Annotated in this window: 12 protein-coding genes; all 12 read left to right on the plus strand. The window is 60.4% G+C overall.

Annotated features, from left to right (window positions below; all coding sequences use genetic code 11):
- Positions 1-18 precede the first annotated feature (18 nt).
- On the plus strand, positions 19-1,143 hold the full coding sequence (locus AAE029_RS02890) for an ABC transporter ATP-binding protein (RefSeq protein WP_371071278.1): 1,125 nt from the start codon (positions 19-21) through the stop codon (positions 1,141-1,143).
- A complete protein-coding gene (locus AAE029_RS02895) occupies positions 1,136-2,095 on the plus strand; it encodes an ABC transporter substrate-binding protein (protein WP_371071279.1) in 960 nt (319 codons plus the stop codon). The genes AAE029_RS02890 and AAE029_RS02895 overlap by 8 nt, the downstream gene beginning before the upstream one ends.
- Before the next feature lie 10 nt (positions 2,096-2,105).
- Positions 2,106-3,785, plus strand: coding sequence for an ABC transporter permease (locus tag AAE029_RS02900; protein ID WP_371071280.1), 1,680 nt, complete (start codon positions 2,106-2,108; stop codon positions 3,783-3,785).
- Positions 3,786-3,804: 19 nt separating this feature from the next.
- Positions 3,805-4,890, plus strand: a complete 1,086-nt coding sequence (locus AAE029_RS02905) for an MBL fold metallo-hydrolase (RefSeq protein WP_371071281.1) — start codon at positions 3,805-3,807, stop codon at positions 4,888-4,890.
- Positions 4,891-5,323: 433 nt separating this feature from the next.
- Entirely contained in the window at positions 5,324-6,568 is a 1,245-nt protein-coding gene (locus AAE029_RS02910) for a flavin-dependent oxidoreductase (RefSeq protein ID WP_371071282.1), read from the plus strand.
- 61 nt (positions 6,569-6,629) lie between these two features.
- On the plus strand, positions 6,630-8,375 hold the full coding sequence (locus AAE029_RS02915) for an ABC transporter permease (RefSeq protein ID WP_371071283.1): 1,746 nt from the start codon (positions 6,630-6,632) through the stop codon (positions 8,373-8,375).
- Between the two features lie 67 nt (positions 8,376-8,442).
- Complete coding sequence (locus tag AAE029_RS02920; protein ID WP_371071284.1) at positions 8,443-9,501, plus strand: ABC transporter substrate-binding protein; 1,059 nt, start codon at positions 8,443-8,445, stop codon at positions 9,499-9,501.
- Positions 9,502-9,541: 40 nt separating this feature from the next.
- Positions 9,542-10,600: an ABC transporter substrate-binding protein gene (locus tag AAE029_RS02925; protein ID WP_371071285.1), complete on the plus strand. Its 1,059-nt coding sequence runs from the start codon at positions 9,542-9,544 to the stop codon at positions 10,598-10,600.
- Between the two features lie 107 nt (positions 10,601-10,707).
- Positions 10,708-11,814 (plus strand): ABC transporter ATP-binding protein, encoded by a 1,107-nt coding sequence (locus AAE029_RS02930; protein WP_371071286.1) that lies wholly within the window; start codon positions 10,708-10,710, stop codon positions 11,812-11,814.
- Positions 11,815-11,848: 34 nt separating this feature from the next.
- Complete coding sequence (locus AAE029_RS02935; RefSeq protein ID WP_371071287.1) at positions 11,849-12,841, plus strand: ABC transporter substrate-binding protein; 993 nt, start codon at positions 11,849-11,851, stop codon at positions 12,839-12,841.
- Positions 12,842-12,869: 28 nt separating this feature from the next.
- Positions 12,870-13,583: a class II aldolase/adducin family protein gene (locus tag AAE029_RS02940; RefSeq protein WP_371071288.1), complete on the plus strand. Its 714-nt coding sequence runs from the start codon at positions 12,870-12,872 to the stop codon at positions 13,581-13,583.
- Between the two features lie 395 nt (positions 13,584-13,978).
- Positions 13,979-14,914 carry a LysR family transcriptional regulator gene (locus tag AAE029_RS02945; protein WP_371071289.1) on the plus strand — a complete coding sequence of 312 codons (936 nt, stop codon included), beginning with the start codon at positions 13,979-13,981 and terminating at the stop codon, positions 14,912-14,914.
- The last annotated feature ends 163 nt before the right edge of the window (positions 14,915-15,077 follow it).

The raw sequence follows: 15,077 nt of genomic DNA on the forward strand, positions 1-15,077 counted from the left end.
AGCGACATCCGGTTTCCCATGGACACCCCCTCCCGTGCTCCCATTGCTGCCGTTGCCGCAGCAGGGCTGGAGCTCAGTTATGGGCGGACGGCGGTGCTGCGCGGCGTTGATTTTTCACTGGAAAAAGGCCGTACGCTTGCCCTTCTCGGTCCCTCCGGCTGCGGCAAGACAACATTGCTGCGACTGGTCGCCGGACTTCTGGCGCCGACCAGGGGAGCGATCGCGATCGCAGGGCAGATGGTCGCGGATGCGAAGCAGGGAACGTTCGTTCCGCCGGAGCGGCGCGGCCTCGGTATGGTCTTCCAGGATTATGCTCTCTGGCCGCATTTAAGTGTCGGCGGCAACGTCTCCTTCCCTCTGGAAATGCGTGGCCTCAACAGGGCGGAACGCGAGAGCCGTACGACCCGCGCGCTCGAGCGTGTTGGCCTTGCCGGCTATGCCGATCGAAGGCCGAGCGAGCTCTCCGGCGGCCAGCAGCAGCGTGTCGCGATCGCCCGCGCCATCGTCGCGGAACCGGACCTGATCCTCTTTGACGAACCGCTCTCCAATCTCGACCGCGAGCTCCGCGAAAACATGGTCGGTGAGCTTGCCACGCTCATCTCCACGCTCGATCTGACTGCGATCTACGTCACGCATGACCACGATGAGGCTTTGACGCTTGCCGACGAGGTGGCTGTGATGCGCGCGGGCATGATCGAACAACTGGCAAGCCCCGATGTCCTGATCAATACGCCGGCGAGCGCGGAGGTCGCCGAATTTCTGCGCCTCGGCCGTGTCGCCGCCATCGAAAGGCGCAACGACCTTTGGGTTTTCAAAGACAGCGACATCACCCTTCTGCCGCATGCCGGCAGCGGCATTCCGGTTGGGACGACGCATGTGTTGCTGCCGATCGATGCCCTTCATCTTGCAGAACCGTCCAATGCGGTTCTCAACGGCACCGTCCTGCGTTCGCAATTTCGCGGAGACGGACACATGGCGACGGTCCGCCTGATATCCACTCGGATACCGATCGAACTTCAGGTGCTGAGCCGCATCAAGCTTCGTGCCGGCGAAACCGTCGGGCTTCGGGTCGACACCCTTCATCTTCGCTGGTTTTCAAATGAGAGCAGTAAATCCAAAATGGAGACAATTGAAAATGTTTAAATCCATTAAGAGCATTACACTGGGCTTGGCAGCGGCCGCCTTCATGGCCGGCGTCGCGCATGCCGACGTCACCGTTTACACCGCTGGTCCGCAGAGTCTGATCGACAAGCTGTCGGCCGGCTTCACAAAGCAGACCGGCATCAAGGTCAACGTCTTCCAGGCAACGACCGGCAAGGTTATGGCTCGCATTGAGGCCGAGGCCGCAAACCCCGTCGTCGACGTCGTGATCTCGGCTTCCTGGGACACGGCGACCGATTTCACGAAGCGCGGCTGGCTCGTTGCCTACACCAGCCCGAATGCGGCCAAGGTTCCTGACTTCCTGAAGACCGACACTGCAGTCGCTCAGGGCATTTCGGCTCTCGGCATCGTCTGGAACACCAAGAGCGGTACGCCCAAGCCTTCTGAATGGGCCGATCTGACGAAGCCGGAATACAAGGACCTCGTCAACATTCCGGACCCGGCTCAGTCCGGCTCGTCCTTCGAACTGACCGCTGCTCTCGCAGGCCAGGATGACTGGAAGCTTTTCAAGGATCTCAAGGCAAACGGCGCCATCATTGCCGGCGCCAATGCCGATGCGCTGAACCCGGTTCTGCAGGGTGCGAAGGCAGCCGTCTTCGGTGCCGTCGATTACATCGCGCTCGCGTCCAAGGCCAAGGGGGAAAATATCGAAGTGGTCTTCCCGGCTTCCGGCACAGTCATCGCGCCGCGCCCGGCCATGATCATGAATTGGTCGAAAAACCAGGACGACGCCAAGAAGTTCATCGACTACATGCTCTCCGACGAAGGTCAGAAGACTGTCGCCGGCGAAATGCTGATGCCATCGCGCACGGACGTCGCGGCAAATCGCCCGCTGATCAGCGATCTCAAGCTGCTGAAGTACGACACGGCTGCCGTCTACGGCAAGCGCAAGGAAACGCTGAAGCAGTTCGCCGACACGCTCGGCGCGAAGTAAGGCACGGCCTATGCGATCGAACGGCATCGGCGGCTCGGTTCCGGCCGCGTGGCTCGCCACAGCAGGTCTCGTCCTCGTCGTTGCCGTTCCTTTCGTGGCCGTGGTGCTTCAGGGCATCTTCCCCGATCTCGGACAGGGCTCGTTCGCGAGCCCTTTCTCCCCGCTCTTTGCGACGCTTGCCGATAACTCGCTCATCCGGATGGGCGGCAACACGATCTTGCTCGGCTGTTGCGTGGTACTCGCCTCGGCGCTGGTCGCAGTGCCGCTGGGTGTTTTCCGGGCACTCTACAGAATTCCGCTCGCGCCGCTCTGGGACGTGCTGCTGCTCGTGCCCTTCATGATCCCGCCCTATATCGCGACCCTCGGCTGGATCATGACGCTGCAGCCGCGGGGCTATCTGCAGCAACTCGCCGGCTTCAATCTCGCGCCCACCCTTTTCTCGCTGTTCGGCATGACGCTTGTCATGGCCTTCAACACCTTTCCGGTCGTCTATTTCGCGGTATCGCGCACGGTCGAGGCTGTCGGCGCACGCTATGCCGACGTCGGCCGCGTCTTCGGGGCAACGCCTGCAAGAGCCTTCTGGCGCATCACGTTGCCGCTTTCGGCACCAGGCCTGACCGCCAGCCTGATGCTGGTCTTTGCCGCCGCGATCGAGGAATATGGCACGCCGGCCGCCCTCGGCCGCCGCGCCGGTTTTCAGGTGCTGGTGACAGGCATCGATCTTCGCGTCACGGATTGGCCGATCGATCTGCCGGGCGCGGCCATCCTCTCCCTGGTGCTTGTCGCCATGTCGCTTGCAACCTTCCTGTTGCAGCACTGGATTCTTTCGCGGCGTTCCTATCAGACCGTCGGCGGCAAGCCGCAGGCAAAGGACAAGCGCCCGCTCGGCGCCCTGAAGGTCCCTGTGCTGATCGCCTTTGCGGTGGTGGCTTTCCTTGCGACCGGCGTGCCGCTGCTGGCTATCCTCGCAACCGCATTATCGCGGACGATTTCGGGCGGGCTGGCGCTCGACAATGTCAGCTTCGCCAATTTCATGTCGGTCTTCGGCAACAGTGCCGGTGCGCTTGGCGCATTGGTGAACAGTTTCTCGCTCGGCATCGGCACGGCGCTGATCACCGGGCTGATCGGCGTCACTGCAGCCTATACAGTGGTGAAGACGAAAATCCGAGGGCGCACGGCGATCGACATCATGACCATCCTGCCGAATGCGCTGCCGGGTATCGTCGTTGCGGTCGGGCTGATTCTTGCCTGGAACATGCCGGGGCTGCCGTTCACGCCCTACAACACCGGCTTCATCCTGCTGCTTGCCTATTGCTGCATCCTCCTGCCGCAGCCGGTGCGCTACACGACGGCGGCCTTCCAGCAGATCGGCGACAATCTGGAGGCGGCCGCGCGCGTCTGCGGCGCAGACAGCCTGACCGCCTTTCGCCGCATCATGCTGCCGCTGGTCCTGCCGAGCCTTGCCTCGTCCATGCTTCTCGTCTTCGCGCTGGCCTCGAGGGAACTTGTCGCCTCCGTCGTCGTTGCTCCTGTCGGCATGCAGACGATCGCGACCTTCATCTGGCGGCAATTCGAGCAGGGTTCGATCGGTCTCGGCATGGCAATGGCCTTTATAGCCATCGTGATTACGACGCTCCTGCCGCTCGGCCTGCTCGGGCTGTTGCGCCGCGGCAGCGTCATCGAAGATTGAGCGCCATGAAAGCAGCGTTATGAAAGTTCAGGCGATTTCCGGTTACGGCGGCAAGACGCCCGCCTGCTTCCTGGTCGAGATTTCCGACCGACGCTTTCTTCTCGATCTCGGAGAGGGTCCGGAAACCGGCGTCTATCCGGATGTCTCAGGGCTGGGCAGGATCGATGCCGTCCTGATCGGCCACAGCCATAAGGACCACGTCGGCGCGCTGCATCTCCTGAAAGAGATCGGCGCGCCTCCCGTCTACGCCACAGCGATGGTCCGACAGATCGTCGGCCATCCGGCACTCGATGCAACCCGCGACCTGCCCTTGCGCGGCACAACAGAGATTCTCGATGTGAAGGTGGAGACGGGTCGCGCTTCGCACGCGCCGGGTGGCATCTGGATGCGGATTGGCGGCGAGGGTGGCGTTCTCTATACCGGCGACTGGACGCTCGAAAGCGAGCTCTACGATTTCGATCCGCCGCCGGCTGCTGTCGTGCTGATCTGCGATGCCTCCTACGGCGATTACGATGCGCCGCTTACGGACGGTGTTCGCCAGATCTTGGATGAGGCCGCCACAGGCCCGTTGCTGCTGCCGATGCCGCCGGCGGGCAGGGGCCTTGACGTCGCCGTTCTGCTCGCAGAAGCGGGAGTCGACATTTCCATCTGCAAGGCTCATCGCGGCATCGCCGCCAGGCTCATCGAGAGCAAGGCAGGAGAGGTGTCCGAGGAAGGCAAGCGGCGGCTCTATGACATGCTTGGTAAGGCCGGCGAGTTGACAGAGACGTCAGTGCAGGGCGGTGTCATGATCGCGGCGACGGCCGATGCCGGCAGCGGCGTTGCCGAGCCCCTTGCATCCCGCTTTGCCGTCGACGGCACTGCCCATATCGTCTTCACCGGCCACGTTGCCGACGACACGCCCGGTAAGAAGCTGTTGTCAGAGAGGAGGGCGAAGTTCATCCGCTGGAACGTGCATCCGCGCGCAAGCGATGTCGCTTGGCTGGTCGACCAGGTCCGGCCAAAGGCGGTTCTTCCCGTCTTCTGTGGGCAACCCGCGCTCGGGGAATTCATCGCGGCCAATCCGGCGATCCCCTTTGCCACTGCTCAGGTCGAAATCGACTGACAGTTTCCCGCAACCAAGATCGGAATGGTTTCTTCAGACGCGTGGTGTCTGACGCAACCATATCGAGCGCAGACATGCTCAAAGCCGAAGCAATTTCAGATGGTCAGTCATCTGATTTTCAGATGCCCTCAAAAAATCTATCTATTTGTTTTATGTCAATTTCACTCCTATTGTCCTTTCAACATCAGATGAGTTCTTTTGGACGAGGACGCGCGGCAAGCTGCGCATTGAAAGAATATCTGGTGATCGTTGGAGGATAATCTGTAGTAAATCGAAGTATGTTCGCACTCGTCGGAATATGATTTCGGCGTCGATACTCTTCTTTTTCAGTTTTATCTGACTGTTCGAATTGAGTGTTTTCCAACTGCCGTTGGAGACGCTTGCGCTTGGACTTTGCCACTTGGCATGTGGTGACGAGATATTGGAGTTGACAATGGAAGTGACGATTGTTGGCGGGGGGATCGGGGGCCTGACGCTCGCCCTCATGCTTCATGAAAAGGGTATTCCCTCCCGTGTTTACGAAGCGGCTCCCGAATTGAAGGGCCTAGGCGTCGGTATCAACCTCCTGCCGCATGCATCCCGCGAAATGTGCCGGCTGGGCCTTGAGGAGGATCTTGCCAAGGTGGCGATCACCACCAAGGAATCCGGTTTTTATAACCGTTACGGCCAGCATATCTTCAGCGAGCCGACCGGCCGCTACGCCGGTTACGAATGGCCGCAATTCTCCATCCACCGCGGCGACCTGCACATGGTGCTGCTGAAGGCTTTCAAAGAGCGCATCGGCGAAGACCGGCTGATGACGGCCTGGCAGTGCACGGGCTTTGACCATGCCGACAATGGCGTGACGCTGCATTTTGTCGATCCGCGCGACGGTTCGGCGCGTCCCTCGCAAACGGTGGAAATGGCGGTCAGCTGCGAAGGCATTCATTCCCGCATTCGCAAGCAGCTCTATCCGAACGAAGGCCCGCCGCGCTATTCCGGCATCAACATGTGGCGGGGTGTCACGCGCTGGAAGCCGTTCCTGACGGGCGCATCGATGGTACGCATCGGTTGGCTGAACACGGCCAAGGTGCTGATCTATCCGATCCGCGACAATATCGATGCCGAAGGCAATCAGCTCATCAACTGGGTGGTAGACATCGAGACCGACAAGTACAAGTCGCAGCGCGACTGGAACAAGCCGGGCCGCCTCGAAGACTTCTTCGATGTGGTCAAGGACTGGAAGTTCGACTGGCTCGATTGCCCCGCCATGTTCAAGGCGGCTGATCAGATCCTCGAATATCCGATGGTTGACCAGGATCCGCTCGACCAGTGGACGTTTGGTCACCTCACCCTGCTTGGCGATGCCGCCCATCCGATGTATCCGCGCGGCGCAAACGGTTCCGCACAGGCGATCCTTGATTGCCGGACGCTCACCGATGCGCTGGAACGCGAAGGCAATGTGCTGAAGGCGATGCATGCCTATGAGGAGATCCGCCGGCCGGCCACCGCCAAGGTCGTCCTGACCAACCGGGCCAATCCACCGGACGCCATCCTGCGTGAAGTCTATCTGCGCACGGATGACAAGCCTTTCGAGGACATCAACGACGTCATCAGCCGCGAAGACCTCGAACAGCTCTCGGCGAACTATCAGAAGATCGCGGGCTACCATAAGGACAATCTTGCCGCTGCAAGATGAGTTTGCCTGATCGGCCGGACCATGATGGCCCGGCCGATATATGCATGGTTGGGAGGCCGGAATGACAGTGCAGGACAGTACTTACGCCAAAATGATTTCGCGGCCCGGAATAGCCGGGAAAGTGAACCTGAAATGGATCATCATCTCCGCGGTCATTCTGATCGTCGGCTGGCTGGCGCTCGTTCCGCTCGTCTTCCTGGTGTGGCAGAGCTTCATGACACCTGCGGCCGGCGACGTGCCGGCCGCGTTCACCTACGAGAACTATGTCAAGGCCTTCACCGACAGCAGCATCATTCCGCTGTTTCGCAATTCGGTGATCTTCGCGACCGGCACGGCGTGTCTCGCGCTCTTCATAGGCACGCTTTTCGCATGGCTGAACGAGCGAACGAACACGCCTTTCAAGATGATGTTCTATGCGGCCTCCATCGTGCCACTCGTCATTCCCTCGATCCTTTTCACGGTGTCGTGGATCATGATGACGAGCCCGCAGATCGGGCTCTTCAACCTCATCCTGAAAAATGCCTTTGGCGTTACTCACCCCATCTTCAACATCTATTCGATGACCGGCATGATCTGGGTCGAAGGGCTGCATTATTCCCCTGTCGCCTTCCTGCTGATGTCGGCCGCATTCCGGGCAATGGATCCCTCGCTCGAGGAGTCCGCCCTGATGTCGGGCGCGTCCGTGGGGCAGATCCTTTTCCGCATCACGCTGAAGCTGGTCTGGCCGGCGCTCGTCGCCGCCTTCTTCATCCTGTTCGTGCGCGCGGTGGAATCCTTTGAGGTGCCGGCGCTGCTCGGCACGCCTGTTGGCATCGATGTCTTCACCTCATCCATCTATGATGCAATCCGCGAATATCCGAGCAATGTCGGATTGGCCTCGGCTTACGCGATCGTGCTGCTGGCGATCGCGTCCTTCGGCATCTATTTCCAGTCGCGGCTGGCCAATCAGGGCAGCAAATATTCGACGGTGACAGGCAAAGGCTTCCGCCCAAGGCCCTTCGACCTCGGAAAATGGCGCGTTCCGGCCGCCTGTCTGATCGTCGTCTACATGTTCCTGGTGATCGTGCTTCCCTTCCTGGTGCTTTTGTGGTCGTCGCTGAACAAATATTACAGCGTGCCGACCTGGAGTGCCCTCAGCAGAGTGTCGCTGAACGCCTATGCAACGGTGCTGAACTATCCGTCCGTTGGCCAGGCCGTCTGGAACAGCGCCATTCTGGCCTTCAGCGCGGCGACCGCGATCATGCTGCTGACGGCGGTGATCTCCTGGATCGTCATTCGCACCAAGCTGCCGGCGCGCTGGCTGATCGACAATCTCGCCTCGTTACCGATGGTCTTTCCCGGCCTCGTGCTCGGCCTCTCGATCATGATCTTCTATCTGTATCTCGACATCGGCGTCTATGGGACGACCTGGATCATCTTCATCGCCTATGTCACGCGCTTCATGCCCTATGGCATCCGCTACAACACCACCTCCATGCTGCAGATTCACAAGGATCTCGAGGAATCGGCCGCCATGAGCGGCGCCTCCTGGGGCCAGAGCTTCGTGCGCATCGTGCTGCCGCTGCTGAAGCCGGGCCTGCTGGCCGGCTGGATCTACATCCTGGTCGTTTCGGTGCGGGAGCTGTCGAGCTCGGTCCTGCTCTACAGCCCCGGCTCGGAAGTGGTTTCCGTAGTCATCTGGGAGATGTGGCAGAACGGGCAATATGTCGAGCTGTCGGCCTTCGGCGTGATGATGATCCTGGTGCTGTTTGTGATCGTCATGCTGGCGCAGGTGGTTGGCAAGCGCTTCGGCGTCAAGGAGGCGTGAGGGGAGGAGGGGGCTCGCGGGCAGCTGTCGGCGAGTTCCATTGGAAGAAAGGAATGGGAGGAAAGGCATGCTGGAATTCATAAGCAGATCATGGCGCTTCTCGCGACGGAGCCTATTCGTGGGCGTCGTTTCCGCGGCTCTTGCAGGCGGCGCGCATGCGCAGTCTACGATCGACGCGATCGCGAGCTACACCGGCCCAGATCGCATGGAGAAGTTGATTGCGGCCGCAAAGCAGGAAGGTGCTTTGCAGCTCTATACCGTTACGCCGGTCGAAGACGTCACCGTGATTACCAAGGCCTTCGAGGCCAAATACGGAATCCCGGTGCAGATCTGGCGCGGAAGCTCCGAAGACGTCCTGCGCCGCGCGGTGACGGAACTGAAAGCCGGCCGGCATGATGTCGATGTGATCGAGACCAATGGTCCGGAGTTGGAAGCCCTCCATCGCGAACATCTGCTGGAGCCAATCCAGTCGCCCCTGATCCCCGATATTTTTCCCGGCGCGGTTCCCGAGCACAGGGAATGGATCGGCAGCCGTCTCAACATTATAACCGCGGCCTATAATCCGGATTCCGTCAGCGAAGCCGATCTGCCGAAGAAGTGGGAGGATCTGCTTGATCCGAAATGGGCCGGCAAACTCGGCATCGAGGCAGTCGCCTATGACTGGCTTGCAACGGCCGCCAAGACCTTTCCTTCCGAGCAGGAGGGCATGGACTTCTTCAAGAAGCTCATGTCGGCAAACCATCCCGGGCTCTACAACGGCCATCCGCTCCTGACCAATGACGTAGCGTCGAGCGAAGTCCCGCTGGCGCTCACCGTCTATCTCTATAAGGTCGCGCAGATGGAGCGCGACGGTGCTCCGATCAAGAGGCTTTCGATCGGTCCGGCGATCGCCCGCATCAACGGTCTCGGTGTCGCGCGCACGGCGCCGCATCCCAATGCCGCGATTCTCTATCAGGATTTCACGCTCACGGATGGTCAGAAGATCCTGGCGGACAGGCAGTTCACGCCCACGAACATCAAGATCGTGCCCTTGCCGGAAGGCATGGAGGTGAGGGTCATCAATCCCGATGACGCCCTCGATAACCTGGCAGCATGGCGCGACAAATTCGAACATACATTCAAATGATTAGCCGAAATGTTCAATCCGAAATTCAACGGGAGGAAAAATGTTGGGATTGTTGAACACTCGCTCGATTGTCGGCCGTTCGGTCGGCGGGCTGGCCTTGATTGCCGCACTCATCGGCGGCCCCGCTTTTGCGCAGTCGAGTATTGATGAACTGGCGGGCTATACGGGCGCGGACCGCACGGAGAAGCTCGTCGCCGCTGCAAAGGAGGAAGGTGCGCTGACCCTCTATACCGCGACGCCGGTCGAGGACGTCACGGCCATTACCCGTGCATTCAGCGCGAAATATGGTATCCCGGTCACCACCTGGCGCGGCAGCTCGGAAGACGTGCTGCGCCGCGCCGTCACGGAAATCAAGGCCGGCCGCTATGACGCCGACGTCATCGAAACCAACGGCCCGGAATTGGAAGCGCTGCATCGCGAGAAGATCTTTCAGCCGATCACCTCGCCGCTGACCGCGAACATCTTCCCGCAGGCCGTTCCCGAGCACAAGGAGTGGATCGGCAGCCGTCTGAATATCATCACGGTTGCCTACAACACCAGCCTTGTCAGCGACGCCGAGGTACCGAAGACCTGGGACGACCTTCTCGATCCGCGTTGGAAGGGAAAGGTTGGTCTGGAAGCGGAAGCCTATGACTGGCTCGCGACTGTCGACGACAGCTTCCCCTCGGAGAAGGAAGGTCTCGACTTCTTCAAAAAGCTTGCCACCACGAACGGCATCTCGCTGCGCAAGGGCCATACGCTGCTCACCAACCTGACCGTCTCCGGTGAAGTGCCGCTGGCGCTGACGACCTATCTCTACAAGGTCGACCAGATGAACAAGGACGGTGCGCCGATCAAGGCGCTTGCGCTCGGTCCTGCCGTTGCCCGTATCAACGGTCTTGGCGTTGCACGCACGGCGGAGCATCCGGCTGCCGCGATTCTGTTTCAGGAATTCACGCTGACCGAGGGACAGAAGATCCTGGCCGACCGCGGCTTCACGCCGACCAACACGGCCGTCGTTCCGCTGCCGGAAGGGCTGAAGATCCAGGTCGTCAACTCTTCAAAGATGCTCGACGACCTCTCTAAGTGGCGCGATACGTTCGAAGCCACGGTGAAGTAGGAATACAAGTCGAGGAGGAGCCTCCCCATTGTGATGGGGAGGCCCGAAATCAGGTTCTGCAAGGTATCCCGTTTTGCCATCGTGCACGGGGATGTGAGGAGAATACCATGCTGAGTGTTCACGGTCTGAGCACCGAATATGCCGATGGCAAAGGCAAGGTCGTCAGGGCGGCACAGGACGTGTCCTTCGAGGTGCCGCAGGGCAAGCTTTTCACGCTTCTCGGGCCAAGCGGCTGCGGCAAGACGACGACGCTGCGTTCGATCGCGGGTCTCGAGCGTCCAGTCAAGGGTTCGATCAGCGTCGAGAACGTGACCGTCTATTCCGCGGGCAAGGGCATATTCATCGCGCCCAACCACAGGAATTTCGGCATGGTCTTCCAGAGCTACGCCATCTGGCCGCATATGAGCGTCTTCGAGAATGCCGCCTTTCCGTTGCGTGTCGCCAAGACGCGCTTCTCCAAGCAGCAGATCGAGCAGAAGGTGGAGCGCGTCCTGAAGGCCGTGGCGCTCGAAGCCTATGCCGGACGCGAGGCGACCCGGCTTTCCGGCGGGCAGCAGCAGCGCCTGGCGCTGGCGCGCGCGCTGATCATGGAACCCCGGCTGCTGCTTCTCGACGAGCCGCTCTCCAATCTCGACGCCAAGCTGCGCGACATGATGCGCTTCGAGCTCAAGCGCCTGCAACGCGAGCTCAACCTGACGACGCTCTACGTCACGCATGACCAGCAGGAGGCGCTGGCCCTCTCCCACCAGATCGCCGTGATGAATGCTGGACAAATCGTTCAGCTCGGTTCGCCGCGCGAGATCTATGAAACACCGAGCGCGCGCTTCGTCGCCGATTTCATAGGTTCCAGCAACTTCCTCGAAGCCAGGGTGCTCGGACGCGGGAAGGAGGCCGGGAACTGGGCGGTCGAAACGCCGGCGGGCCAGATCGAGGTTGCCGCGGAAGAGGCCCTCGATATCAAGGACAAGCTCACCGTCGCGGTGCGACCGGAAAATGTCCATCTCCTCGAAGAGGGGAGCAAGGATGGAGTGACCGGCAATCTCCTGGAGGGGACGGTGGATACCAAGGTCTTCCTGGGTGAATGCGTCGACTACATGGTCAACGTCGGAGGCGCAAAGCTTCTGGCGCGGGCGCATCCGAGCCTCAGGACGCCGATCGGCGGCCGCATCTTCGTGAACATCAAACCGGCCAAGGTCAACGTGATCACGCGCTGACCTGCCCTTCTATATAATTCAATTTCAGGACATCATGATGAGCCGTCTGAAGCTTTCCATCGCCACGACCGACTATGATCATTTTCGCGATTTCCGCACTGGCGCTGTAACCGCTGAAGGCATCGACCTGACCTGGTCGATGCTGTCGCATCACGAGGTTTTCGCGCGCTTCACCTTCAATCGCGAATGGGATATCGCCGAGCTTTCCTTCGCCAAATTCATGGCTCAGGTCAGCCGCCCGGATAGCGACATCATCGGCTTGCCGGTCATCTGCTCGCGTCTGTTTCGCTTCAGCTCGTTCTACGTCAACAAGGCAAGCGGCATCAAAACGGCCCAGGATTTGAAAGGCAAGCGCATCGGCGTGCCGGAATGGGCGCATTCGGCGGCCGTTTACATGCGCGGATGGATGCACAATGATGCGGGCGTCAAACTGCAGGACGTGCACTGGTATCAAGCGGGCGCCAATGCTCCGGGCCGGATCGAGAAGGTCGAGCTTGCGCTGCCCGAGGGGGTGACGCTCACGCGTGTTTCGGATAAATCGCTTTCCGAAATGCTCGCTTCCGGGGAACTCGATTGCGTCATCATCGCCCGTCCGCCGACCTGTTTCCTGGAAGAGGATTCGCGCGTCGAACGACTGTTCCCGGATTTCCTCGAGATGGAAGAAGAATATTACCAGAAGACGGGCATCTGGCCGATCATGCACATTATCGCGATGAAGAAGCGCCTGCTCGAGGACAATCCGTGGATCGCCCGCAATCTCTACAATGCCTTCGACGAATCGAAGCGGAGGAGTCTCGAACGCCTGCTCGATCCCGCCGTTTCACGCTACCCTCTGGCGTGGCTTCCGACCTACGCAAGGCGTATGCGCACCTTCTTCGGCGGCGATCCCTTCCCGTTCGGCATTGACAAGAACCGCCCCACTTTCGAGCAGATGATGCTCTACACATACCAGCAGGGGATCGCCAGCCGCCATATGAAGGTGGATGAGATCTTCCCGGCCGGAATCATGACCAAAGTTGTCGTCTGACAGGATCTCGAAGATGGATGCTGAAGCGATGAGCGATCTCCAAACCGTGTTGGCCGAACTCGTCACCGCCAACCATATTCTCGCAAACGAGGACGTGCTCGACGCCTTCGGCCACGTCAGCATCCGTTCTCCGGAGGCGGCGGGAGAATATTTGATCTCCCGTTCCCGAAGCCCGGAGCTGGTCACCGCGGCAGACATCCAGCGCTATGACCTCGACTCCAATCTTCTCGGATATGATGAGCGTCGCGGCTACATCGAACGCGTGATCCACGGCGGCATCCTCAAGCTTCGCCCGGATGTCATGGCGGTCTGTCATTTCCATTCCCCGGCCATCATGCCGTTCTGCGTGGCTGATATACCCTGGATACCGGTGACCCATCTCGCCGCCACGCTCGGGATCAGTGTACCAGTCTGGGACAGCCAGGACGAATTCGGCGATACCGACATGCTGATCTCGACGCCGGAACAGGCCGCCTCTATGGCGCGAACGCTCGGCAACCAAAATGCGGTCCTGCTGCGGGGCCATGGCGCCGTCGTCGTCGGGCGATCGGTCCGCGAACTGGTGATGCGTAGCATTCAGCTCTGCCGCAATGGCGACGTGCTGATGCGTACCCGCTTGCACGCCAACCCCAAGCCGCTCAGCGAACGCGAGGTCGCGCTGTCGGGTGCAAAGAACCTGGAAGCTCCGGTCCTGGCCCGCGCATGGGACTATTGGGCAGCACGAGCGGCGCAGGCACATTGACGCGGGGTCAGGGAAGTCTCGCCGTTCTGAAAAACCTGCGAGAATTCATTTGGTTGTTGTTCAGCGTTCATCCGGGACCTGGGCAGCAGCACAAATGCCGATAGGACTTGGCCGGGCCACTCGAAAATATTTAAGTTGCGCGCCGCCACTTTCATGCCACAGTGCCCGCTGCGGTGGCGTGATGTGAGCCCCCCGCGGGCTTGCCCTTCCAAAAATCGGAAAACAGGACAGGCCGCTGCGGTTGACGGACTCGATCACCCATGCAGTGTCATCTCGCGCTAGCCCGAAAATCGGAATCGATTCTCGAAAAGGCTCATGCGCAGGTTCAAAGTGATGGAGCGTCCTGAGCGTCCTGTCGGAGGCGCCGCGCTCTATGGCCGGGGAGGATGTGGCCGGTGCGTATCCGCCAGCTCGAATCATTTGTCAGCGTATGTGAAACCGGCAGCATCACCCAGGCCGCGGCCGCTCTAAACATCGTCCAACCCGCACTCGGTGCCCAGATCAGTGCGCTGGAGCAGGAGCTCGGCGTGCAGTTGCTCGAGCGCGGACCGCGCGGCACGACAACGACGCCTGCCGGACAATATTTCCTCGAGGAGGCCAAGGAGATACTCGACCGCCTCTCGACGATCCGACAGACGATCAAGCGCTTCGGCCCAGCCGAGGACAGGCATCTTTCGATCGGCCTGACATCCAGCCTCTCGGCCCTGCTTGCCGGCCCACTCGCACAGGAGCTCGGTCGCCAGAACTGGCCGGTCAAGGTGCAGATCGTCGAGGACATGAGCCATGTGCTGGCCGAACGGGCCGCACGCGGCGAACTCGATTTCGCGCTCGCCTTCAACGCGTTGCCGCACAAGGGAATGAAGCTGACGCCGGTTCTTAGGGAGTCGGTTTTCTTCATCACCGGCCCCACCTCCGAATTCAACCAGGAAGGGCCTATCAATCTGGTCGAGCTTGCCAAGGCGACATTCGTCATTCCGACCGACAAGGGGCAGATCCTGCAGCTGCTCAAGCAGGCGATGGGCTTCTTTAACCTGCCGTTGAATGTCGCTTACCAGATCGAATCAACCGAGGCGATCAAGGGCCTCATAGCGCAAGGAAATGCCTGCGCCGTCCTGCCTTTCGGAACGGTTAAGCGCGAGGTCGAGGCAGGCACCCTGATCGCCCGCAAAATCGCCAACCCGCCGTTGGTCAGGACGCTCTTCCTGCTGCAGCCAAGCGGGCGCCCAAACTCCGCACATATGGGCGAAGCCCTGCGTATCATCGAGAAGTTCGTCGTGCATCTGGCGGAGAGTTCAGCCTTCGAGATAGCCGAACCGCTGCAGCCGCGTTGACGATTGACCAAGCGGCGTCTCTCTACGCCGCTGGATCAACGCAACTGACCGGCTTTGCCTAAGCGCCCGGTCCTCAGACTGTCCGGCACTGCGCATTGCAAATCCGCCGCCTTACTGGACCGCCTCGAAAGCCGGAATCTCAGACATCTCCAACGGTGGCGTT

Origin of the sequence: Sinorhizobium sp. CB7, from assembly GCF_041357635.1 — a bacterium.
GTDB lineage: Bacteria > Pseudomonadota > Alphaproteobacteria > Rhizobiales > Rhizobiaceae > Rhizobium.